Origin of the sequence: Massilia yuzhufengensis, assembly GCF_900112225.1 — a bacterium.
Classification (GTDB): Bacteria; Pseudomonadota; Gammaproteobacteria; order Burkholderiales; family Burkholderiaceae_D; genus Telluria; species Telluria yuzhufengensis.
The window spans coordinates 44,623-65,675 of the sequence record NZ_FOLD01000022.1; the positions used below are offsets into that span (position 1 = coordinate 44,623).

Annotated in this window: 20 protein-coding genes; 9 read left to right on the top strand and 11 right to left on the bottom strand. The window is 65.5% G+C overall.

The features are described from left to right. Window positions 1-7: 7 nt before the first annotated feature. The 4 genes from pyk to BM031_RS17195 form a co-directional block, all read right to left on the bottom strand. On the bottom strand, window positions 8-1,468 hold the full coding sequence (gene pyk, locus BM031_RS17180; RefSeq protein ID WP_091875832.1) for a pyruvate kinase: 1,461 nt from the start codon (window positions 1,466-1,468) through the stop codon (window positions 8-10). A 79-nt stretch (window positions 1,469-1,547) separates the two neighbouring features. Further along, window positions 1,548-2,753: a phosphoglycerate kinase gene (locus tag BM031_RS17185; protein WP_091875790.1), complete on the bottom strand. Its 1,206-nt coding sequence runs from the start codon at window positions 2,751-2,753 to the stop codon at window positions 1,548-1,550. A gap of 42 nt (window positions 2,754-2,795) precedes the next feature. Continuing rightward, window positions 2,796-3,140: an AzlD domain-containing protein gene (locus tag BM031_RS17190; RefSeq protein ID WP_091875791.1), complete on the bottom strand. Its 345-nt coding sequence runs from the start codon at window positions 3,138-3,140 to the stop codon at window positions 2,796-2,798. After that, window positions 3,133-3,894 (bottom strand): AzlC family ABC transporter permease, encoded by a 762-nt coding sequence (locus tag BM031_RS17195; RefSeq protein WP_091875792.1) that lies wholly within the window; start codon window positions 3,892-3,894, stop codon window positions 3,133-3,135. Before BM031_RS17195 ends, BM031_RS17190 begins: the two co-directional genes overlap by 8 nt. A gap of 233 nt (window positions 3,895-4,127) precedes the next feature. On the opposite strand from BM031_RS17195, the gene BM031_RS17200 reads away from it, so the two are divergent. Genes BM031_RS17200 through BM031_RS17210 form a run of 3 tightly spaced genes read left to right on the top strand, consistent with a single transcriptional unit; the run spans window position 4,128 to window position 5,948 of the window. Continuing rightward, window positions 4,128-4,322, top strand: coding sequence for a zinc-finger domain-containing protein (locus BM031_RS17200; protein ID WP_091875793.1), 195 nt, complete (start codon window positions 4,128-4,130; stop codon window positions 4,320-4,322). A 38-nt stretch (window positions 4,323-4,360) separates the two neighbouring features. Then, window positions 4,361-5,347 (top strand): YheT family hydrolase, encoded by a 987-nt coding sequence (locus BM031_RS17205; protein WP_091875833.1) that lies wholly within the window; start codon window positions 4,361-4,363, stop codon window positions 5,345-5,347. Window positions 5,348-5,360: 13 nt separating this feature from the next. Continuing rightward, complete coding sequence (locus BM031_RS17210; RefSeq protein ID WP_091875794.1) at window positions 5,361-5,948, top strand: DUF2946 family protein; 588 nt, start codon at window positions 5,361-5,363, stop codon at window positions 5,946-5,948. Window positions 5,949-5,955: 7 nt separating this feature from the next. Here BM031_RS17210 and BM031_RS17215 read toward each other — a convergent pair whose 3' ends face one another. Beyond that, window positions 5,956-7,458 carry a M48 family metalloprotease gene (locus BM031_RS17215; protein WP_091875834.1) on the bottom strand — a complete coding sequence of 501 codons (1,503 nt, stop codon included), beginning with the start codon at window positions 7,456-7,458 and terminating at the stop codon, window positions 5,956-5,958. A 164-nt stretch (window positions 7,459-7,622) separates the two neighbouring features. On the opposite strand from BM031_RS17215, the gene moaC reads away from it, so the two are divergent. Together moaC and BM031_RS17225 are read left to right on the top strand one after the other, a co-directional pair. After that, window positions 7,623-8,111: a cyclic pyranopterin monophosphate synthase MoaC gene (gene moaC / locus BM031_RS17220; protein ID WP_091875795.1), complete on the top strand. Its 489-nt coding sequence runs from the start codon at window positions 7,623-7,625 to the stop codon at window positions 8,109-8,111. Between the two features lie 350 nt (window positions 8,112-8,461). Continuing rightward, window positions 8,462-10,534 carry a S9 family peptidase gene (locus tag BM031_RS17225; RefSeq protein ID WP_091875796.1) on the top strand — a complete coding sequence of 691 codons (2,073 nt, stop codon included), beginning with the start codon at window positions 8,462-8,464 and terminating at the stop codon, window positions 10,532-10,534. A 90-nt stretch (window positions 10,535-10,624) separates the two neighbouring features. Here BM031_RS17225 and BM031_RS26040 read toward each other — a convergent pair whose 3' ends face one another. The 6 genes from BM031_RS26040 to recA all read right to left on the bottom strand — a co-directional run bounded on the left by BM031_RS26040 (window position 10,625) and on the right by recA (window position 16,080). Continuing rightward, on the bottom strand, window positions 10,625-11,077 hold the full coding sequence (locus BM031_RS26040; RefSeq protein WP_307187169.1) for a pilin: 453 nt from the start codon (window positions 11,075-11,077) through the stop codon (window positions 10,625-10,627). A 322-nt stretch (window positions 11,078-11,399) separates the two neighbouring features. Beyond that, on the bottom strand, window positions 11,400-12,281 hold the full coding sequence (sucD, locus tag BM031_RS17235; protein ID WP_091875797.1) for a succinate--CoA ligase subunit alpha: 882 nt from the start codon (window positions 12,279-12,281) through the stop codon (window positions 11,400-11,402). A 15-nt stretch (window positions 12,282-12,296) separates the two neighbouring features. Then, window positions 12,297-13,466, bottom strand: a complete 1,170-nt coding sequence (gene sucC, locus BM031_RS17240) for an ADP-forming succinate--CoA ligase subunit beta (RefSeq protein WP_091875798.1) — start codon at window positions 13,464-13,466, stop codon at window positions 12,297-12,299. Between the two features lie 68 nt (window positions 13,467-13,534). Next, window positions 13,535-14,110, bottom strand: coding sequence for a DUF2889 domain-containing protein (locus BM031_RS17245; RefSeq protein ID WP_091875799.1), 576 nt, complete (start codon window positions 14,108-14,110; stop codon window positions 13,535-13,537). A 415-nt stretch (window positions 14,111-14,525) separates the two neighbouring features. Next, the gene (gene recX, locus BM031_RS17250; protein ID WP_091875800.1) at window positions 14,526-14,984 is read right to left on the bottom strand and encodes a recombination regulator RecX; all 459 of its coding nucleotides are present in this window, start codon (window positions 14,982-14,984) and stop codon (window positions 14,526-14,528) included. A 10-nt stretch (window positions 14,985-14,994) separates the two neighbouring features. Beyond that, window positions 14,995-16,080 (bottom strand): recombinase RecA, encoded by a 1,086-nt coding sequence (recA, locus tag BM031_RS17255; RefSeq protein WP_091875801.1) that lies wholly within the window; start codon window positions 16,078-16,080, stop codon window positions 14,995-14,997. 236 nt (window positions 16,081-16,316) lie between these two features. On the opposite strand from recA, the gene BM031_RS17260 reads away from it, so the two are divergent. The 4 genes from BM031_RS17260 to BM031_RS17275 are packed head-to-tail and all read left to right on the top strand — an operon-like array spanning window position 16,317 to window position 20,941. Next, window positions 16,317-17,018, top strand: a complete 702-nt coding sequence (locus BM031_RS17260; RefSeq protein ID WP_091875802.1) for a response regulator — start codon at window positions 16,317-16,319, stop codon at window positions 17,016-17,018. Further along, window positions 17,015-18,586, top strand: a complete 1,572-nt coding sequence (locus tag BM031_RS17265) for a sensor histidine kinase (RefSeq protein ID WP_229408966.1) — start codon at window positions 17,015-17,017, stop codon at window positions 18,584-18,586. The genes BM031_RS17260 and BM031_RS17265 overlap by 4 nt, the downstream gene beginning before the upstream one ends. Continuing rightward, the gene (locus BM031_RS17270; RefSeq protein ID WP_091875803.1) at window positions 18,576-18,875 is read left to right on the top strand and encodes a DUF4212 domain-containing protein; all 300 of its coding nucleotides are present in this window, start codon (window positions 18,576-18,578) and stop codon (window positions 18,873-18,875) included. The genes BM031_RS17265 and BM031_RS17270 overlap by 11 nt, the downstream gene beginning before the upstream one ends. Continuing rightward, window positions 18,872-20,941 carry a sodium:solute symporter family protein gene (locus BM031_RS17275; protein WP_091875804.1) on the top strand — a complete coding sequence of 690 codons (2,070 nt, stop codon included), beginning with the start codon at window positions 18,872-18,874 and terminating at the stop codon, window positions 20,939-20,941. The genes BM031_RS17270 and BM031_RS17275 overlap by 4 nt, the downstream gene beginning before the upstream one ends. Window positions 20,942-21,053 lie beyond the last annotated feature (112 nt).

Here is a 21,053-nt window from a genome sequence, read left to right on the forward strand (position 1 = left end):
CAAACAATTAAGAAACTTTTTCGTCCAGCTCGCCAACGCGCACGATCTTGAGCGCATTGGTGCCGCCGGCCTGGCCCATCGGCGAGCCCCAGGTCACGACGATCAGGTCGCCCTTGCGCACCATGCCTTCGTTGATCAGGACTTCTTCGGCCTTGCGCAGCACCGCGTGGCTGCCACCTTCCTGCAGCAGGTGGAATGCTCGCACGTTCCGGTACAGCGACGCCTTGCGCTGCGTCGTCTGCAGCGGGGTCAGGGCAAAGATCGGGGTGTCAATCGAATGGCGGCTCATCCACAGGGCGGTCGAGCCCGATTCGGTGAGCGCAACGATCGCCTTCACCTTCAGGTGGTGGGCGGTGAACAGGGTGCCGTAGGCAATGGATTGGTCGATGCGGGTGAACTGGACGTTCAGGAAATCGGCATCCTGCTTGTTGTATTCCGAATTCTCGGCTTCCAGGCAGATGGCGGCCATCATCTCAACCGTCTCCACCGGGTACTTGCCCGATGCGGTCTCGGCCGAGGTCATCACGGCGTCGGTGCCGTCCAGCACGGCGTTGGCCACGTCGGACACTTCGGCGCGGGTCGGCACGGCGTTGACGATCATCGACTCCATCATCTGGGTCGCGGTAATCGCCAATTTATTCGAGGCGCGCGCCATGCGGATCATGCGCTTTTGCAGCGCCGGCACGGCCGCGTTGCCCACTTCCACCGCCAGGTCGCCGCGGGCGACCATGATGCCGTCCGACGCGTCCAGGATTTCCTGCAGCACCGGGATAGCTTCGGCGCGCTCGATCTTGGCGATCATCATCGGCTTGTGGCCATAGGCTTCGCCGGCGATGTTGGCCAGCTGGCGCGCCATCTCCATGTCGGTGGCGTTCTTCGGGAACGAGATCGCCAGGTAGTCGGCCTGGAAGCTCATCGCGGTCTTGATGTCTTCCATGTCCTTGGCGGTCAGGGCCGGCGCGGTCAGGCCGCCGCCCTGGCGGTTGATGCCCTTGTTGTTCGACAGTTCGCCGCCCACCTTGACCGTGGTGCAGATCTCGTGGCCCACGACCTTGTCGACGACCAGCACGATCAGGCCGTCGTTGAGCAGCAGCTTGTCGCCCGGCTTGACGTCGCGCGGCAATGCCTTGTAGTCGAGGCCGACGCGATCCTGGTTGCCCAGCTCGCCGTTGTCGCCCCACTTGGCGTCCAGGATGAACTTCTCGCCATTGTTCAGGAAGATCTTGCCCTCTTCAAACTTACCAACGCGGATCTTCGGTCCCTGCATGTCGGCCATGATCGCCACTTCGACGCCGCATTCGGCGGCGGCGCGGCGCACCAGCGTGGCGCGGTCGATGTGGTCCTGGGCCTTGCCGTGCGAGAAGTTCAGGCGCACGACGTCGACGCCCGCGCGGATCATTTTCACGAGGATGTCGAAGTCGGTCGATGCAGGACCGATGGTGGCGACGATCTTGGTGGCGTTGTACAGGGGGCGCGCAGCTTGCATGGGTTGGAATCCTCGGTTCTGAAAAGAGAAGCGCAGCTTTCGAAGCTGCGCTGGCACTGTCTTATTTGGCGTTACGCTGGAGCAGGATGTCGACTGCCGGCAGGGTCTTCCCTTCGAGGAACTCGAGGAAGGCGCCGCCGCCAGTGGAGATGTAGCCGATCCGGTCGCCGATGTCGTACTTGGCGATCGCGGCCAGGGTGTCGCCACCGCCGGCGATCGAGAAGCCTTTCGACTGGGCAATCGCCAGCGCCAGCGTCTTGGTGCCTTCGGCGAACTGGTCGAACTCGAACACGCCGACCGGGCCATTCCAGACGATGGTGCCGGCCTTGGCGACCTGTTCGGCCAGCATGGCGGCGGTCTTCGGGCCGATGTCCAGGATCATGTCGTCATCCGCCACGTCCGCCACGTCCTTGACGGTGGCGGCGGCGGTTGGCGAGAACTCTTTCGCGCACACGACGTCCACGGGGATTGGCACCGAGGCGCCCCGCGCGGCCATCATGTCGATGATCTGCTTGGCTTCAGCGACCAGGTCGTTCTCGACCAGCGACTTGCCGATGTTCAGGCCGACGGCCTTCATGAAGGTGTTGGCGATGCCGCCGCCGACGATCAGGTTGTCGACCTTGCCGGCCAGGCTTTGCAGGATGCTCAGCTTGCTCGAGACCTTCGAGCCGGCGACGATGGCCAGCAGCGGGCGGGCCGGCTGGCCGAGGGCCTTGCCGAGCGCGTCGAGTTCGGCCGCCAGCAGCGGGCCGGCGGCGACCACGGGCGCGTATTTCGCGATGCCGTGGGTGGTGGCTTCCGCGCGGTGCGCGGTGCCGAAGGCGTCGTTCACGTAGATGTCGCACAGCTTGGCCATTTTCTGCGCCAGCGCGTCGTCGTTCTTCTTTTCGCCCTTGTTGACGCGGCAGTTTTCCAGCAACACGACCGCGCCCGGCGCGACCTCGACGCCATCGACCCAGTCCTGTTTCAGTTCCACCGGCTGGTCGAGCAGCTCGGACAGGCGCGCGGCGACCGGCGCCAGGCTGTCTTGCGGCTTGAATTCGCCTTCGGTCGGGCGGCCCAGGTGCGAGGTGACCATCACGGCGGCGCCCGCCTTCAGCGCGGCCTGGATCGCAGGCACGGAGGCGCGGACACGGGTGTCTTCGGTGATATTGCCAGCGTCATCCTGCGGAACATTCAGGTCGGCGCGGATGAAGACGCGCTTGTTTTTCAGCGCATCGCGGTCGATCAGGTCTTGCAAGCGGGTGAAACTCAGAACGTCATCCATTGGCTAGTCAACAGTGAAATAGTGAAAGACCGTCATTGTACATTAGGCAGCGGCGCCAAAAACGTGCAAGACGCGCAACAGTGTAAAGACCGCCATGCCGAACAGGATGGTCAACAGCATGCTGCGCCGCCACAGGTAAAAGGCCAGCGCGGCCAGTGCGGCCAGCAGCTTCGGGTTGGCCAGCGTGAGCTGGGCGTCGCCGCGCACGTCGACCAGCAAATCCGGCCCGATGATGGCCGCCAGCGCGCAGGCCGGGGCGTAGCGCAGCACCTCCTGCATGCGCGGCGGGATCGTCACCATGTGGCCGATCAGCCAGAACGAGCTGCGGGTGGCGGCGGTGGCGACGCACAACACGCCGATGACGGCCCAGATTTCCCAGTCAGACATGCTTGCCCTTTCGCTTGGCGATGGTTTCTTCGACGACCATCGCGGTGACCATGCCGACCACGACCGCCAGCAGCAGGCCCAGCTTGTACGGCAGGCCATAGGCCAGCACCGAGATGGCGCCCGCCACCAGCACGCCGCACAGGGCGGCATTGTTGATGATCAGGGGGACGGTAATGCAGAGGATGGCCAGGGTGCCGGCGAAGCCCAGGCCCCATTCGGCCGGAATCGCGCTGCCCAGGAAGATGCCGGTGAGCGAACCGGCCTGCCAGGCGAACCAGTTCGGGTACATCAGCCCCTTCAGGTAGGATAGCTTGCCGGCGACCCGTTCGGCGGTGGGGAAGCGCTGCAGGAACATGGCCACGGTCAGGTCGCCCGACACATAGCCGAGCAGGAAGCGCTGCTTCCAGGGCAGGTGGGAGAAGTGCGGGCCGAGCAGGGCCGAAAAGATCACGAAGCGCAGGTTGACCACCAGCGCGGTGGCGAAGATGACCCAGATCGGCGCGGCGGCCGCGATCAGCGGAAGGGAAGCGAGCTGGGCAGAGCCGGCAAACACCAGCAGGGTCATGCCGGTGGCCTGCATGGCCGTCAGGCCGGTTTTCACCATCGCGATGCCGACCACCAGGCCCCAGGCGGCGATACCGAACAGGGTCGGCAGGCCGGTCTTGAACCCTTCGCGCCAGGCGTCCGGGTCGGGGGCGTCCAGCGCATCCACTCCGGCAGGGCGATGCTGCTCCGGCGGCGCGGCCCCGTTCATGTGGTTTTCCTGCAACGGCCGTTTCGGGCGGATGCGGCGACGGGCTTGAAACGGTCGGGCATGAAACGCATGTAAAGGTGTGCCAAAGGTGTTCCGAACAGCGGCGCCGGGCTGGCAAGCGCTGCGTCCCGGGCTCGATTATGATCAGTTCGTTATTCTACCGATCATTTCGGTATGCATGGTGAATCCGGTAGAATCCTGTCTTTGTCCCAATTCGCTAGACGGAGAACCTGATGAACCAAAAGACGATGCCTGTGGTGGAACTCGAGGCCAAAGACCTGCCGGCACACTGCCCGAATCCGGCAATGCCGCTGTGGTCCTCGCACCCGCGCGTCTTCCTCGACTTTGACCACCATGGCGACGCCAAGTGCCCGTACTGCGGCACCCAGTACCGCCTGGCCGCCGGCGTCGAGCTCAAGCACCACTGATTGTCATGGGCGCGGTCCCCGGCCGCGCCCCCTGCCCCATGCAATACCGTGCGCCCGCGTGGCTGCCTGGCGGCCACCTCCAGACCATCTATCCGGCGACCTGCGTCGCCAGGCCCCCGGTCGCCTATCGGCGCGAGCGCTGGAGCAGCAGCGACGGCGATTTCGTCGATGTCGATTTCGTCGACGGCGACCCGGGCAAGCCACTGGTGGTGCTGTTCCATGGGCTGGAAGGCTCCTCGGACAGCCATTACGCACGCGCGCTGATGGCGGCGCTGCAGGCGCGCGGCTGGTCGGGCGCGGTGCCGCACTTTCGCGGCTGCTCGGGCGAGCCGAACCTGGCGCCGCGCTTCTACCATTCCGGCGACGCGGCGGAAGTCGACTGGATCGTGCGCCGGCTCCATGCGCGTGCGCCCGGCCCGCTGTTCGCGGCCGGCGTATCCCTGGGCGGCAATGTGCTGCTGCGCTGGCTCGGCGAATCCGGGCACGGCGCCGGCTTCGTGCAGGCGGCGTGCGCAGTATCGGCCCCGCTCGACCTGGCGCGCGGGGGCGCCGCGCTCGGCGCGGGCTTCAACCTGCTGTATACCCGCATGTTCCTGCAGACGCTCAAGCCCAAGTGCCTGGCCAAGCTGGAACGCTACCCCGGCCTGTTCGACCGCGACGCCTTGCTGCGCGCGCGCGACCTGTACGCCTTCGATAACGTGGTTACCGCGCCGCTGCACGGCTACCGCGACACCGACGACTACTGGCACCGCGCCAGCGCGCGCCACGTGCTGGGCGCGATCACCGTGCCCACCCTGGTGCTCAACGCGCGCAACGACCCCTTCCTGCCGGGCGAGCATCTGCCGCTGGCCGCGGCGCGCGCGGTGACGCTGGAGTATCCTGACGAAGGTGGCCATGTCGGCTTTTCCGTGGGCCCGTTCCCGGGCCGGAACGACTGGCTGCCGCGCCGCATCCTGCACTTCTTCGACGGCGCCTGCCCGGCGACCCGTGCGCCCGGCGCGCAGGTAGCATGCGAAGCTTCATGAAACAAGGGAAGACATGGACGACATCGTAAAACAGGCCATGGCCAAGTGGCCCAACGTTCCGCACTGCTACGGCTGGCTGGGACTGGACGCGCGCGGCAACTGGCGCATGCGCGACGAAGCGGCGCAGCAGGCGGGTGCGCCCGGCGACAAGCTGGCCAATACCAAGCTGGCCGGCTTCATCAACCGCAACTACGGGCACGACGACAAGGGCCGCTGGTACTTCCAGAACGGGCCGCAGCGCGTGTACGTGAACCTGGAAAGCACGCCCTTCATCGCGCGCACCGATCCGGCGCAGGGCTTCGTGGTGCAGACCGGCCAGGCCATGGGGCCGCTGGAGGGCGTCTTCATGACCGACGCCGGCGCGCTGGTGCTGCAGGCCGGCGACATCGTCGCCCAGCTCGACGACCGCGACGTGGCCTCGGTGCTGGCACGCATGGAATTCGATGGGCACCCGGCCTCGATCGAGGCCATCATGGCGTGGCTGGAAGACGATGCGGAAGAACTGGCGCTGGTGACGGACGGGGCGCGCGTCGTGGTGGAACGGCTGGCTGCGGACGCGCTGCCGCGCCGCTTCGGCTACGTGCCCGCGCCGGGGCTGTAACGCACGTTCACCGCTCCTTCTCTTCTTCCTTCTCGAGCTTCTGGCGCGCCTTCAGCTCGCGCTCGCGCGCATCGATGACGGCCTGGTCGTAGAACGACACGTCATTGGCCTTGCGCGCCAGGTCCAGCTGGGCCACGGCCGCCGGCAGCGCGCCGGCCACCACGTAGGATTCGGCCAGCGCCATGTGCTGCAGGGCGATCCTGCCCTGCTTCGCATAGGCCTGCGCCAGCATGTCGTGCAGCTTCGGTTCTTCGCGATAGAGCTGGGTCTGCTCGCGCAGGTAGCGCGTGGCTTCCTCGACTTTGCCCGACGCGATCAGCGCCTCGCCGTACTGGCGGGCGATGGCGCGCGACAGCGGATAGCGCTGGCGCGCCGCATCGGCGTCCTTCACGGCCTGCTCCACCACGGCCGCCGGCTGGCCGGGCGCGAGCTTGATCTCGATCGCCAGGCCGTCGAACAGCAGGGCGCCATCGCCCGCGCCGGCTTCGATGGAAAACACGCCCTCCTTCGGCTTCATGGTGGCGCGCGCCTTCTCGAGCCAGCTTTGGGCGTCGGCCACATTCCCCTGGCGCAGCGCCAGGAAGGCCAGTCCGTACTGGGCCCCGGCCTGCTGGTGGCGGTGGGTTTCCTTCAGCTGGGTCTCGAAGGCGTTTTTCGCGTCGCGCCGGCCGCTGACGGTTTCATCCTGCAGGATGCGGGCGCGGGCGCGCACCAGCTGGAAGTCGACATTGTCCACGCGCGGCTTGCGCGGGATCTCGCGGATGCGCGCCTGCATATCGGTGATGCGCTCGGCCGTCAGCGGGTGGCTGCTGAGGCTGGCCATGTGGGCCGGGATGTCGCCATACAGCTTGCTGGCGCTTTGCAGGCGCTTGAAGAATCCCACCATGCCGGTGGTGTCGTAGCCGCCCGCGCTCATGATCTGGAAACCGACCCGGTCGGCCTCGCGCTCGGCTTCGCGGCTGAAGTTCAGCTGGCGCTGCACGGCCAGGCCCTGCCCGCCCATCAGCACGCCCATCGCCGCATCGGGACTGGCCTTGGCGGCCAGCGCCGCCAGGATCATTGCCGCCAGCGGCAGCAGCACGTCCTGCTTCTGCTGCCCGAGCATGCGCGCGATGTGGCGCTGCGAGACGTGGCCGATCTCGTGCGACATCACGCCGGCCAGTTCGGATTCGGTCTGGGCCGCCACCATCAGGCCGGTGTGCGCGCCGATGAAGCCGCCCGGCAGCGCGAACGCATTCAGGGCCGTGTCGCGCATCGCAAAAAAGAAGAAATCGGAATTGGTCTCGCCGCGCGCGCCGGGCACCGCCGTGACGAGAGCGCTGCCGAAGTTGTTCAGGTACTCGATGATCGGGTCATCGTCGAGGTAGGCGGGGTCGCGCCGCACGTCGCGCATGATCTCCTCGCCCAGTTTGCGCTCGACGATGGGCGACAGGTCGCCCCGCGCGGCGTCGCCGAGCGTGGGCAGGCGGGTGCTGTCGGGTTTGCGCAGCGGCGCGTCGGGCGCGGCCATGGCGCAGGCGGCCGCCGTGCACAGGGCAATGGCGGTCAAGGCAGGGCGCCAGCGGCGCGCCGATGCTGGGCGGGAGGCGGGTTTCACGATGCTATGATAACCCTATCCGCAGCCGGCTTGCAGCCGGGCGAAACACTTTGTTACCCCACCCATTCGACAGCACAATGAGCACACCAGACCACCTGACCCACTTCGACGCCACTGGCCAGGCCCACATGGTCGACGTCGGCGCCAAGCAGGACACCCACCGCATCGCCGTCGCCGCCGGCACCATCCGCATGAAGCCGGAAACCCTGGCGCTGATCCAGTCAGGCAACGCGAAGAAAGGCGACGTGATCGGCATTGCCCGCATCGCCGCGATCATGGCCGCCAAGCGCACCAGCGACCTGGTGCCGCTATGCCACCCGCTGCCGATCACCCGCGTCACGGTCGATTTCGAGCTCGACGCGCCGGCCTGCAGCGTGCATTGCCGCGCGCAGGTGGAAACTATCGGCAAGACCGGTGTGGAAATGGAAGCACTCACTGCGGTGCAGGTCGGCCTGCTGACGGTGTACGACATGTGCAAGGCGGTCGACCGCGGCATGGTGATGACCAATGTGCGGGTACTGGAAAAGCATGGCGGCAAGAGCGGCGACTGGACCGCCGACCTGTAACGCATCGCCACTGCGCGTGTCTAGCTGCCGCCCCACGCCCAACTTCCAACTTCGGGGTCAGGTCTGACATTTGGACACGAGCTTAGCCGTAACGAGAGGTTTTGCACCGCTCGCGCCCGATTGCAAGCGCCAGCCCGGCCGCCAGCCGGTTGCCGGCCACATTCCCAATTCTCCGCTGCAAGCACCTGACCGCAACGCCTCTAGGTCGCCGTTATGCCATGTTTTCCGCAGCTAAAGCCGAGGCCGTGTCCAAATGTCAGACCTGACCCCGAAGGTGGGGTGCATGGTAAATTGCTGGCCTGCGTGCGCGGCGCTCCTGCCGCGTGCCGACAAGATATCGAGGATGGAGAATGAACAGTCGTTTGCTGAGTTTGTTACCTCTGGTTGCCGCGACCCTGGCTGCCACCACTGCCATGGCCGCGCCGCGCGGGTTCACGGTGGAAGACCTGGTGAACATGGAACGGGTGGGCAGCCCGGCCGTGTCGCCGGACGCGAGCCGCGTCGTGTATACGGTGCGCAGCACGGACATGGAAAAGAACCGTGGCAATACCCAGTTGTGGATGGTCGATTTGCGCGCGGCCAAGCCGGTGCCGCAGCGGCTCACCAGCCACAGCACCAGCAGCACCGAACCGGAATGGTCGGCCTCGGGCGACGCCATCTATTTCCTGTCGACCCGCTCGGGCTCGTCGCAGGTGTGGCGCCTGCCGCTCGCCGGCGGCAAGGCCGATGGCGAGCCGGTCAAGGTGACCGACTTGCCGCTGGACGTGGAAAGCTTCCGCGTTTCCCCGAGCGGTGACCGGGTGGCGATGAGCCTGTCGGTGTTCCGCGACTGCGCCGACCTCGCCTGCACGAAACAGCGCGCGGAGGCAAAGGAAAAGGACAAGGCCAGCGGCAAGCTGTACAACCGCCTGTTCGTGCGCCACTGGGATACCTGGAACGACCACCGCAACAATGTGCTGTTCTCGGCGCCGCTGGACGCCAGCGGCAAGCTCGGCGCGCCGGTCAGCCTGTCCGGCACGCTCGACGGCGACGTGCCCTCGAAGCCCTTCGGCGACCGCGAGGAGTTCCGCTTCAGCCCGGACGGCAAGAGCATCGTGTTCTCGGCGCGCATTGCGGGCAAGACCGAAGCCTGGTCGACCAACTTCGACCTGTACACGGTGCCGGCCGCAGGCGGCGCGGCGCCGCGCAACCTGACGACGGACAATGCGGCCTGGGACACCAAGGGCGTGTACTCGCCAGACGGCCGCACCCTGGCCTACCTGGCGATGGCGCGTCCCGGCTTCGAGGCCGACCGCTTCCAGATCATGCTGATGGACGTGGCAAGCGGGCAAAAGCGCAAGCTGGCGGCCGACTGGGACCGCTCGGCCGGCAGCCTGCAGTGGCGCGCCGACGGCAAGGTGCTGATCGTCGATGCGGAAGACCTGGGCCAGCACCGCCTGTTCTCGATCGACGTCGCCAGCGGCAAGGTGGCGGCGCTGACCGACAAGGGCGCGATCGGCGCGTTCGATGTGCGCGGCGATACCGTCGCCTATACCCTGGCCAACCTGGCCTCCGGCGCGCAGCTGTTCTCGCAGAAACTGGGCGGCCAGGCCGCGCAACTGACCAACCTGAACGCCGAACGCCTGGCCGACGTGCGCTGGGGCCAGTACGAGCAGTTCAGCTTCAAGGGCGCCAATGGCGACACCGTGTACGGCCACGTGATGCAGCCCTGGAATGCCGAACCGGGCAAGAAATACCCGGTCGCCTTCCTGGTGCACGGCGGCCCGCAGGGCAGCTTCGGCAACGGCTGGAGCTACCGCTGGAATCCGCAGGTGTATGCGGGCGCCGGCTATGCCACCGTGTTCATCGATTTCCATGGCTCGACCGGCTACGGCCAGAAGTTCACCGATTCGATCAGCGGCGACTGGGGCGGCAAGCCGCTCGAAGACTTGCGCAAGGGCCTGGATGCGGCGGTGAAGAAATTCCCGTGGCTCGACCGCGGCCGCAGCTGCGCCCTCGGCGCCTCCTACGGCGGCTACATGATGAACTGGATCGCGGGCAACTGGAACGACGGCTTCCGCTGCCTGGTGAACCATGACGGCGTGTTCGATTCGCGCGGCATGGCCTACTCGACCGAGGAACAGTGGTTCACCGACTGGGAAAACGGCGGCGCCTATTTCGCGGTGCCGAACAACCACGAGAAGTTCAACCCGGTCCACCACGTGAACAAGTGGAAGACGCCGATGCTGGTGATCCAGGGCGACCTCGATTTCCGCATCCCGACCGCGCAGGCCCTGTCGACCTTCACCGCGCTGCAGCGCAAGGGCATCGACAGCCAGCTCCTGGTGTTCCCGGACGAGAATCACTGGGTGCTCAAGCCGGCCAATTCGCTGCAGTGGCATCACACCGTGATCGACTGGCTCGATCGCCACACGAAGCAATAATGCAAACGCCCCGCGGCAGCGGGGCGTTCCGGACCAGCAAAGCAAAAGAGACCGCCTTGGCGGTCTCTTTTTACTGACGCGGTGCTGCTATTATTCAGCGGTGCAACCGGTTGGCATGAACTTGTCGTCCTCGTTGAAGCCGGTAGCGACGCAGCGGTAGGTGCCGGCGGCTGCGCGGTGCAGGGCGATGGTCGGAGCGTCGCCCAGGCGGCCTGGATTCTTGATGGTGCAGGTCAGGACGGCGGTGTCTTCGCCTGGGACAGCGGCTGCGACTTCGCAGTTGGCGGTGTCGGCAGCCAGGCCCGACTTGGTCAGGTATTCAGCGGCATCAGTCGTCTTGCCTTCGACCACAGCCATTTCGTAACCGGTCTTGCCCGAAGCGATCTCGCCGTAAGCAGCGCCAGCCTTGGTCTTGGCGATGTAATCCTGGTACGCCGGGATGGCGACAGCAGCCAGGATACCGATGATGGCGACGACGATCATCAGTTCGATCAGGGTGAAGCCGCCTTGGGCTTTTTTGGTTTGCATTTGCTTGAAGTTCATTTTGTCTCTCCAGGTGGTAGTCGGGGGTGATTGGGTTACTGCTTGTTGCCACGCTTTCTTATATGCAAGCGGTGTGCCAGCCCCAAAAATGCTGATTTTATTAGTGCGGAGCTAACAAAACGGCGTGCCAGGACAAGTTTCGGCTTGATTGGTGACAAAATTTGTCACTGGAGACCAGCAAATTTTGTCAGGCGAATAGTTTACGTAACGCAATTTGTCAGGTGCGGACGAAAAGTGCCGACCTGGCGCTGGCATGCGATATGTCCAGACGAAAAAAGGGGAGCCTCGGCTCCCCTTCTCCCTCACTACCAGATCGCCAGTATTACAGCATGGCCTTGAGCAGGCGTGCCATTTCCGACGGGTTCTTGGTGGCCTTGATGCCGCACTCTTCCATGATGTCCAGCTTGGCTTGCGCGGTATCTGCGCCGCCCGAGATCAGCGCGCCGGCGTGGCCCATGCGCTTGCCCGGTGGAGCGGTGACACCAGCGATGAAGCAAACCACCGGCTTCTTCATGTTGTCCTTGATCCAATAGGCAGCATTGCCTTCGTCCGGACCGCCGATTTCGCCGATCATGATGACCGCGTCGGTATCAGGATCGTCGTTGAACATCTTCATGACGTCGATGTGCTTCAGGCCGTTGATCGGGTCGCCGCCGATGCCCACTGCCGACGATTGGCCCAGGCCCAGTGCGGTCAGCTGGCCGACTGCTTCATAGGTCAGGGTGCCCGAACGCGACACGACGCCGATACGGCCCTTCTTGTGGATGTGGCCCGGCATGATGCCGATCTTGATTTCGTCCGGGGTGATCAGGCCTGGGCAGTTCGGGCCCAGCAGCAGGGTCTTCGAGCCGGCTTTGGCCATGCGGTCCTTCAGGGCCATCATGTCGCGGACTGGAATGCCTTCGGTGATGCAGATCGCCAGGTCCAGGTCGGCTTCGACAGCTTCCCAGATTGCGGCGGCTGCGCCTGCCGGCGGCACGTAGATCACCGACACGTTGGCGCCGGTAGCGGCCTTGGCTTCCGTGACGTTGGCGTAGATCGGGATGCCTTCGAAATCTTCGCCGGCCTTCTTCGGGTTCACGCCTGCGACGAAGGCAGCTTTGCCGTTCGCGTAGTCGCGGCACATACGGGTATGGAACTGACCGGTCTTGCCGGTGATACCCTGGGTGATGACTTTAGTATCTTTGTTGATCAGGATCGACATTTGTTTATTCCTTAATTAGGCTTGACCAGCTGCAGCGGCGACGACGGCCTTGGCTGCATCTTCCATCGTATCGGCGGCGATGATCGGCAGGCCGGAGTCGGCCAGCATCTTCTTGCCCAGGTCTTCGTTGGTGCCCTTCATGCGCACGACCAGCGGCACCTGCAGCGACACGGCCTTCGATGCGGTGATCACGCCTTCGGCGATCACGTCGCAGCGCATGATGCCGCCGAAGATGTTGACCAGGATGGCTTTCAGGCCAGGGTTCTTCAGCATGATCTTGAATGCTTCGGTGACTTTCTCAGCCGTCGCACCGCCGCCCACGTCCAGGAAGTTGGCCGGCTCGCCGCCGAACAGCTTGATGGTGTCCATGGTGGCCATGGCCAGGCCGGCGCCGTTCACGAGGCAGCCGATGTTGCCGTCCAGCGAGATGTAGGCGAGGTCGAACTTCGATGCTTCGACTTCGGCTGGATCTTCTTCGTCCAGGTCGCGGTAGGCGACGATTTCTGGCTGGCGGTACAGCGCGTTCGAGTCGAAGTTGAACTTCGCGTCGAGGGCGATGACCTTGCCCGAACCGGTCAGGATCAGCGGGTTGATTTCAGCCAGCGACGAATCGGTTTCCCAGTATGCCTTGTACAGGCCTTTCAGTTGGGTGCGGGCGTCGGCCAGCGATTCGGCAGGCACGCCGATCTTGGTCGAGATGTCGTCCGCTTCGGCGTCGGTCAGGCCGACGGCCGGATCGATCGCGATCGAGTGGATTTTTTCCGGGTTGCTGTGTGCGACTTCTTCGATGTCCATGCCGCCTTCCGACGAGGCCATCAGCACGACGCGCTGCGAGATGCGGTCGGTGACCATCGAGACGTACAGTTCTTTCTTGATGTCCGCGCCTTCTTCGACCAGCAGGCGGCGCACTTTCTGGCCCTCAGGACCAGTCTGGTGCGTGATGAGCTGCATGCCCATGATCTGTTCTGCGTATTCGCGCACTTGCTCCAGCGACTTGGCAACCTTCACGCCGCCGCCTTTGCCGCGACCGCCAGCATGGATCTGCGCCTTGACGACCCAGACCGGGCCGCCCAGCTCTTCAGCGGCCTTGACCGCTTCGTCGACCGACATGCACGGAATGCCGCGCGGAACGGTCACTCCGAATTTTCGGAGGATTTCTTTGCCCTGATACTCATGGATTTTCATGCTGGCTTCCCTTCTTCTATGACTGAATTAGAAACGATTGAACTGCAAAATAGACAAAACAACGAATGCTAACCCGCGACGGCTTTGATCGACCAGCGGGGATAGTAAGTGGCCACGGCCGGTCCGTCGCTGCGCAATGCATGGCAACGGTCGAGCTCGAAGGGCCGTTCGACCGAGCGGGCATGGTCATTCGCGTCGGCATTGCCGCGGTCGTCGAACACGTCGTCGGCGAAGGCTTGCAGCGCTGCGGTGGGCAGCACCTGGGCCAATTCGGTCAGGTGGGTACACCCAAGCACGCCGGACAGGCGGTCCTTGAGGTGCAGCCGGAAATGCTTCATCAGTGACAGACCGACCAGCTTCTTGTAGGCTGGGACTATCGTCTCACAAAAACCGGGATACGGAACGGCATCGGACGCGGCTTCGGCGTCCACGATCGTCAGCTGGCGGTCGATGGTGACGCGCAGCTTGAGGTCGTGCACCGGGAGGCCACCGGCGCGGAGGCCGGAGGCGAGCGGGATGTCACGGGTTTTGACGTCGCGGATACTGGCGTCCAGATCCCACAGGCCATCATCGCGCGCGAAGGCTTCGACGGTGATGGCGCGCGTATGCCGGAGCGAGCGCGATACGGGAGGAGACAGGGGCATAAAAACCAATGCCGCTTGCGCGGCGGTTAGTGGTGCAGCCAGTGTGCTGTATGCACGTTGCCGTAGCTTCTACGACAACAACCGCTCATGCGGCGCTGCTTAAACCGTGAAAGTTTAGCACAGCGGGTTGTCGGTTGCACTGCAACATGGCCTATTTTGGGGAGCCAGGGAGTGATCGGCGAGGGATTCTTACCAAGTGGTCAATATTCCAATCGCATATTGACGCTGCCCGCCCATCATCAGGTGGCGGTAAACGGACAGCGCCAGCGCGCAGCGCCATCGCCCGTTGAGGAATATGCCGAAGCATATCGGGGATGACGCTCCGCGCTGGCGCCGGAGCAGCCTGCCGGATGGCAGGCTTGACAACAATACCATTCATACACGACCGTCTTGGCCGGACCACGACCGCCAGGCCTCAGAACTCGTCGTCGTCCGGGCCGCCCTTCATGGCCACCCGGGCGGCGCGCTGCGAAAAGCCGCGCTGCAGCAGGAAACGCATCTGCTTGGCACGCTCGGCGGCGTCCAGCGCCACGGCGCCGAACTTGCGCTGCCAGACTTCGGTGGCGCGAGCGATTTCACTGTCGCTCAGGCTTGCTTTGATGTCGTCCAGCGCTTCACCTTTGAGGCCGTGGCTTTGCAGCTCGGCCATCACACGGCTGTTGCCGAAGCGTGCGGCGCGCCGGTTGACGAGCGACTCGGCAAACCGTTCCTGCGACAGCCAGTTGTTCTTTTCAAGGAAATCCAGGAGGGCTTCCACGTCGTCGCCCTCCTCGGCATAACGGCCCAGCTTGCGGCCCAGCTCGAGCCGGCTGTGTTCGCGCATCGACAGATAGCGAAGCGCGCGTCCTTTCAGGCTGAGCTGGGGTGCCCGCATGTGCTAGCGATTACTCGCCGACGGCCTGCAGCTTCGGCTTGCCGCCGTCTTCGCCGGCAACGACCAGTGCTGGCGGCAATTCACGCACGCCCAGGGCGCTACGGACCTTGTTCTCGATTTCGCGCGCCAGTGCCGGACGGTCCTTGAGGAACTGGCGGGCGTTATCCTTGCCCTGGCCGATGCGCTCGCCGTTATAGCTGTACCACGAGCCCGACTTCTCGACGATCTTGTTGTCGGCGCCCAGGTCCAGGATTTCGCCTTCGCGCGACGTGCCTTCTCCATAAAGGATGTCGAAGTGCGCTTCCTTGAATGGCGGAGCGATCTTGTTCTTGACGACCTTGACCTTGGTTTCGTTACCGATGACTTCGTCACCCGACTTGATCGAACCGGTACGGCGGATGTCCAGGCGCACGGAGGCGTAGAACTTCAGCGCGTTACCGCCGGTCGTGGTTTCCGGGCTGCCGAACATCACGCCGATTTTCATGCGGATCTGGTTGATGAAGATGACCAGGGTATTGGTGCGGTTGATCGAGCCGGTGAGCTTGCGCAGCGCCTGGGACATCAGGCGTGCCTGCAGGCCCGGGAGCGAGTCGCCCATGTCGCCTTCGATCTCGGCGCGCGGGGTCAGTGCCGCCACCGAGTCGATGACCACCAGGTCGACCGAACCCGAACGCACCAGGGCGTCGGTGATTTCGAGGGCCTGTTCGCCGGTGTCCGGCTGCGAGATCAGCAGCTCGGACAGGTTGATGCCCAGCTTTTGCGCGTAGCCGACGTCGAGCGCGTGCTCGGCGTCGATGAAGGCGCAGGTGCCGCCCAGCTTTTGCATTTGCGCGATGGTCTGCAGCGTGAGCGTGGTCTTGCCCGACGATTCAGGACCGTAGATCTCGACGATACGGCCGCGCGGCAGGCCACCGACGCCCAGCGCGATGTCCAGCCCCAGCGAGCCGGTGGAAACAGTTTGCACTTCCTCGACCGGCGTATTCGCATCCATGCGCATCACCGAGCCTTTGCCGAACTGCTTTTCAATTTGCGCCAGGGCAGCGGCCAGCGCCTTGCCCTTTTCAGCGGCGTTTACTGCGGTTTTTTTGTCGTCCATGGTGTACTTTCAGCTGTGGAGTAGGCAAGGTAGGGGCGCTACCGCGCAAATCAAGGTCACTACTGTATAAAAACTCAGTGGTTCTTGCAAGCGAAATCAAGCCACTACTGTATATAAATCCAGTAGTTTACGCAAGCGAAAAAATCCGCGGTGTTGTTATAGCGGAGGCTCGCATTGTTGCGATAAATCAAACACAATAGGGCCTGTCGAAGGTCTAACGTTTCACAGGTGCCCCCATGCGAATTCTGCTCGCCGAAGATGATAGCGTACTTGCCGATGGATTAACGCGCTCCCTGCGCCAGTCCGGCTACGCCATCGATTGTGTCAAGAACGGCCAGGATGCCGACACGGCCCTGTCCACCCAGGAGTTCGACCTGCTCATCCTCGACCTCGGCCTGCCGAAGATGCCGGGGCTGGAAGTGCTGCGCCGCCTGCGCGCCCGTTCCTCGCTGCTGCCGGTGCTCATCCTCACCGCGGCCGATTCGGTCGAGCAGCGGGTCGAGGGCCTCGACCTCGGCGCCGACGACTACATGGCCAAGCCCTTCGCGCTGTCCGAGCTCGAGGCGCGGGTGCGCGCGCTTACCCGGCGCGGCGCCGGCGGCGGCCCGGCCGTGGTGCGCCACGGCCCGCTGGCCTACGACCAGGTGGGACGCAGCGCCTACATCAACGACCAGATGCTCGACCTGTCGGCGCGCGAACTGGGCCTGCTGGAAGTACTGCTGGCGCGCACCGGGCGCCTGGTCTCCAAGGAACAATTGGTCGACCACCTGTGCGAATGGGGCGAGGAAGTGTCGAACAACGCCATCGAGGTCTACGTGCACCGCCTGCGCAAGAAGATCGAGGTGGGCGGCGTGCGCATCGCCACCGTGCGCGGCCTCGGCTACTGCCTGGAGAAATTCTCCGACGCCCCGCGCGGCGCGGCCGCCGACAGCAAGTGAGCGAACGCAGCGCCAGGCTGGACCTTCCGCCGGGCCAGGAACCGGCAGCGCCGGCGCTGTTCCAGCCCTGGCAGTCCGAGCCCTACGTCCCGCCCAATCCCGAGCCCGACGAAAACATCCGCCATTCGCTGTTCGGCGAAATCCTCGACTGGATGCTGGCCCCGCTCCTGCTGCTGTGGCCGATGAGCATCGCGATCACCTACCTGGTGGCCAAATCGATCGCCAACCAGCCCTTCGACGACGCGCTCGAAGACCGGGTCACCGTGCTGTCGCAGCAGATCCGCACCGTGGCCGGCCAGCCGGTGGTGCAGCTGCCCGGCAGCGCGCGCGACGTGCTGCGCGCCGACGACGTCGACAGCGTCTACTTCCAGATCAGCGACCCCGCCGGCCAGCATATCGACGGCGACCGCGACCTGCCGCGTCCGCGCGATGGCGACCTCGAAGAGCGCGGCCGCAGCGGCGCCGTGCTGTTTCGCAACGACAGCATCCACGGCGCGCCGGTGCGGGTCGCCTATTCGTATGTCAACCTGGACCCGCTGCGCGAGCGCGGGGCGGTCCCCGGACTGGCCCTGGTGCAGGTCGCCGAGACCCTCGACAAGCGCGCCCACCTCGCCAACGAAATCATCAAGGGCGTGATCCTGCCCCAGTTCATCATCCTGCCGGTGATCCTGGCCCTGGTCTGGTTTGCCCTCTCGCGCGGGCTGTCGCCGCTGGCCGAGCTGCAGCAGCGCATCCGTGCGCGGCCCCAGGACGACCTGTCGCCGATCGACCCGCGCCAGGTGCCGGAAGAGATTTCGCCGCTGGTCGGCTCGTTCAACGACATGCTCGAGCGCCTGGCCCAGACGGTCGAGATGCAAAAGCGCTTCATCGCCGACGCCGCGCACCAGATGAAGACCCCGCTGGCCGGCATGCGCATGCAGTCCGAGCTGGCGCTGCGCCAGGTCGACCCGGATGAAATCCACCGGTCGCTCGAGCAGCTGGCCAAGAGCTCGGAGTCGGCCACCCGCCTGGTCAACCAGCTGCTGGCGCTGGCGCGCGCCGAGAACCAGCCGCACGCCGGCCTGGCCTTCGAAGAGCTCGACCTGGTCCAGCTGGCGCGCGCCACCGTGCAGGACTGGGTGCAGGCGTCGTTTGCCCACGGCATCGACCTGGGGTACGAGTCGCCCAACGGACCGCCGGACGACCTGCTCATCGCCGGCAATGCGCTGATGCTGCGCGAGCTGCTGTCGAACCTGATCGACAACGCGCTGCGCTACACCCCGCGGGGCGGCAGCGTGACGGTGCGGGTGCGGCGCGACGGCGCGCATGCGCTGCTCGAGGTCGAGGACACCGGCCCCGGCATCGCGCCGGCCGAACGCGCCCACGTATTCGAGCGCTTCTACCGCATCCTGGGCACCAACGTGCAGGGCAGCGGCCTGGGGCTGGCGATCGTGCGCGAGATCGCCCAGCAGCACGGCGCCGAGATCGACATCTTCAACAACCCGCGCAGCCACTCCCCCAAGTTTCCGGGCAGCCTGTTCCGCCTGACCTTCCCGCCACCTGTCCACGAGCCCGACGATGCCGACTGAACCCACGCCCCAGCCGCCACTCCAGCGGGAGCAACTGGCCGCCGCGCGCGCGGCGCACTGGCAGGGCACGTCCAGGCTGACCGCGCTGCTGCTGGCGCTGTGGCTGGCCACCAGCTTCGGCGCCGTGTTCTTTGCGCGCGAGCTGGCGCGCTTCTACCTGTTCGACTGGCCGCTGTCGTTCTACATGGCGGCGCAGGGCGCCTCGCTGGTGTCGCTGCTGCTGATCGCCATCTACGCCTGGCGCATGCGCCGGCTCGACCAGCGCCACGCGCCGGGAGCCAGGCCATGAGCGGCGCCAAGCCGCCCTATTTCCGCAAGCTGTCGCGCTACTATCTCTGGTACACCGCCTGCTTCGCGCTGTTCCTGGTGGCGCTCGCCCTGCTCGAGCAGGAAGGCATGCCGCGCCTGTGGATCGGCTACATCTTCATGTTCGCCACCATCGCGCTGTATGCCACCATCGGCGTGGTGGCGCGCACCTCCAACGTCACCGAGTACTACGTGGCGGGACGGCGCGTGCCGGCCCTGTTCAACGGCATGGCCACCGCGGCCGACTGGATTTCGGCGGCCAGCTTCGTCAGCCTGGCCGGTGGCCTCTACCTGTACGGCTTCGACGGCCTGGCCTACATCATGGGCTGGACCTGCGGCTTCGTGCTGGTGGCCCTCCTGATCGCGCCCTACCTGCGCAAGTTTGCCCAGTACACCGTGCCCGACTTCCTGGCGGCGCGCTACGGCGGCGGTGCGGGCGGGCGCGGCGGGCCGGTGCGCGCGCTGGCGGTGGGCGCCACCATCCTGGTCTCGTTCACCTACGTGGTGGCGCAGATATACGCGGTCGGCCTGATCGCCTCGCGTTTCACCGGCGTCGATTTCTCGGTCGGCATCTTCCTGGGCCTGGCGAGCATCCTGGTGTGCTCCTTCCTGGGCGGGATGCGCGGCATCACCTGGACCCAGGTGGCGCAGTACATCATCCTGCTGGTGGCCTTCCTGATCCCGACCATCTGGCTGTCGGCCAAACATGCGGACAACCCGGTGCCGCAGGTGGCCTACGGCTCTCTGCTGCCCAAGCTGGCCGCGCGCGAGCACCAGTTGCAGAACGACCCGCGCGAGCTGCAGGTGCGCGCCGAGTTCAAGCGCCGCGCCGACGAATACGGCGCGCGCCTGGCGGCGCTGCCGGCGTCGTGGGAGGCGGGCAAGCTGGAAGCCCAGCGCGCACTTAGCGCGGTACGCTCGCGCAATGCCTCGCTGGGCGAAGTGCGCCAGGCCGAGCGCGCCCTGAATGCCTATCCTGAATCCGCCGAGGAAGCGCAGGCGTTGTGGACCGAGCTGCGCGAGGCAAACCTGGAGCGCGCTCGCCCGCTGGAGCCGCACGCCACGCCCTTCCCCGGCGCCACCGAAGCAGAATCGGACAAGCGCCGCAACAACTTCCTGGCGGTGGTGTTCTGCCTGATGTTCGGCACCGCGGCCCTGCCCCACATCCTGATGCGCGCCTACACCACGCCCTCGGTCGACGAAACCCGGGTCTCGGTGTTCTGGACCCTGTTCTTCATCCTCTTGATCTACCTGACCATCCCCGCGCTGGCGGTGCTGGCCAAGTACGACATCTATACCTCGCTGGTGGGCAGCGACTTCAGCGCGCTGCCCACCTGGATCTCGTACTGGGCCAACGTCGACAAGGTCAATCCGCTGGTGAGCGTGGCCGACATCAATGGCGACGGCGTGGTGCAGCTGGCCGAACTGGTGATCGACGCCGACGTGCTGGTGCTGGCCACGCCGGAAATTGGCGGCCTGCCCTACGTGATCTCGGGCCTGGTGGCGGCCGGCGGCCTGGCGGCGGCGCTGTCCACCGCCGACGGCCTGCTGCTGGCGATCTCCAACGCGCTGTCGCACGACGTCTGGTACAAGATGGTCGACCCGGGCGCCTCGACCCAGAAGCGGGTGACCATTTCCAAGCTGCTGCTGCTGGCCGTAGCTTTTATTGCCGCCTATGCGGCCTCGCAGAAGCCGGCCGATATCCTGTCGCTGGTGGGCGCGGCCTTCTCGCTGGCCGGGTCGACCCTGTTCCCGGTGCTGGTGCTGGGCGTCTTCTGGAAACGCGCCAACCACACCGGGGCGATCACCGGCATGGTTACCGGCTTCGCGGTCTGCCTGTGGTACATGCTGCGCGCCAGCCCGACCCTGGGCGGCAGCGTGGATGCCTCCTGGCTGGGCATCCAGCCACTGGCGGCCGGCGTGTTCGGCGTGCCGGCCGGGCTGCTGGCCACCGTGGTAGGCAGCCTGCTCAGCGCCCCGCCGAGCCAGACCAGCCTGGGGATGGTCGACTACATCCGCGCACCGGAAGACCCGCCGGGCAAGCCGTAGGCGTGCCGGCGCACGCCATGCGGCCGGCATAATCTGCGCGCGGCACGGTCTGTGCGCTCGTCGCGGCGGGCCCGGGCTGGTACGCTGCGCGGGCCGGCGGCTTGCGCCGGCT

Coding starts and splice junctions, on each gene's coding strand:
- BM031_RS17185 (WP_091875790.1), bottom strand. CDS start 2,753: ATGGATGACGTTCTGAGTTTCACCCGCTTGCAAGACCTGATCGACCGC.
- BM031_RS17190 (WP_091875791.1), bottom strand. CDS start 3,140: ATGTCTGACTGGGAAATCTGGGCCGTCATCGGCGTGTTGTGCGTCGCC.
- BM031_RS17195 (WP_091875792.1), bottom strand. CDS start 3,894: ATGAACGGGGCCGCGCCGCCGGAGCAGCATCGCCCTGCCGGAGTGGAT.
- BM031_RS17200 (WP_091875793.1), top strand. CDS start 4,128: ATGAACCAAAAGACGATGCCTGTGGTGGAACTCGAGGCCAAAGACCTG.
- BM031_RS17205 (WP_091875833.1), top strand. CDS start 4,361: ATGCAATACCGTGCGCCCGCGTGGCTGCCTGGCGGCCACCTCCAGACC.
- BM031_RS17210 (WP_091875794.1), top strand. CDS start 5,361: ATGGACGACATCGTAAAACAGGCCATGGCCAAGTGGCCCAACGTTCCG.
- BM031_RS17215 (WP_091875834.1), bottom strand. CDS start 7,458: ATGGCCGCGCCCGACGCGCCGCTGCGCAAACCCGACAGCACCCGCCTG.
- moaC (WP_091875795.1), top strand. CDS start 7,623: ATGAGCACACCAGACCACCTGACCCACTTCGACGCCACTGGCCAGGCC.
- BM031_RS17225 (WP_091875796.1), top strand. CDS start 8,462: ATGAACAGTCGTTTGCTGAGTTTGTTACCTCTGGTTGCCGCGACCCTG.
- BM031_RS26040 (WP_307187169.1), bottom strand. CDS start 11,077: ATGAACTTCAAGCAAATGCAAACCAAAAAAGCCCAAGGCGGCTTCACC.
- sucD (WP_091875797.1), bottom strand. CDS start 12,281: ATGTCGATCCTGATCAACAAAGATACTAAAGTCATCACCCAGGGTATC.
- sucC (WP_091875798.1), bottom strand. CDS start 13,466: ATGAAAATCCATGAGTATCAGGGCAAAGAAATCCTCCGAAAATTCGGA.
- BM031_RS17245 (WP_091875799.1), bottom strand. CDS start 14,110: ATGCCCCTGTCTCCTCCCGTATCGCGCTCGCTCCGGCATACGCGCGCC.
- recX (WP_091875800.1), bottom strand. CDS start 14,984: ATGCGGGCACCCCAGCTCAGCCTGAAAGGACGCGCGCTTCGCTATCTG.
- recA (WP_091875801.1), bottom strand. CDS start 16,080: ATGGACGACAAAAAAACCGCAGTAAACGCCGCTGAAAAGGGCAAGGCG.
- BM031_RS17260 (WP_091875802.1), top strand. CDS start 16,317: ATGCGAATTCTGCTCGCCGAAGATGATAGCGTACTTGCCGATGGATTA.
- BM031_RS17270 (WP_091875803.1), top strand. CDS start 18,576: ATGCCGACTGAACCCACGCCCCAGCCGCCACTCCAGCGGGAGCAACTG.
- BM031_RS17275 (WP_091875804.1), top strand. CDS start 18,872: ATGAGCGGCGCCAAGCCGCCCTATTTCCGCAAGCTGTCGCGCTACTAT.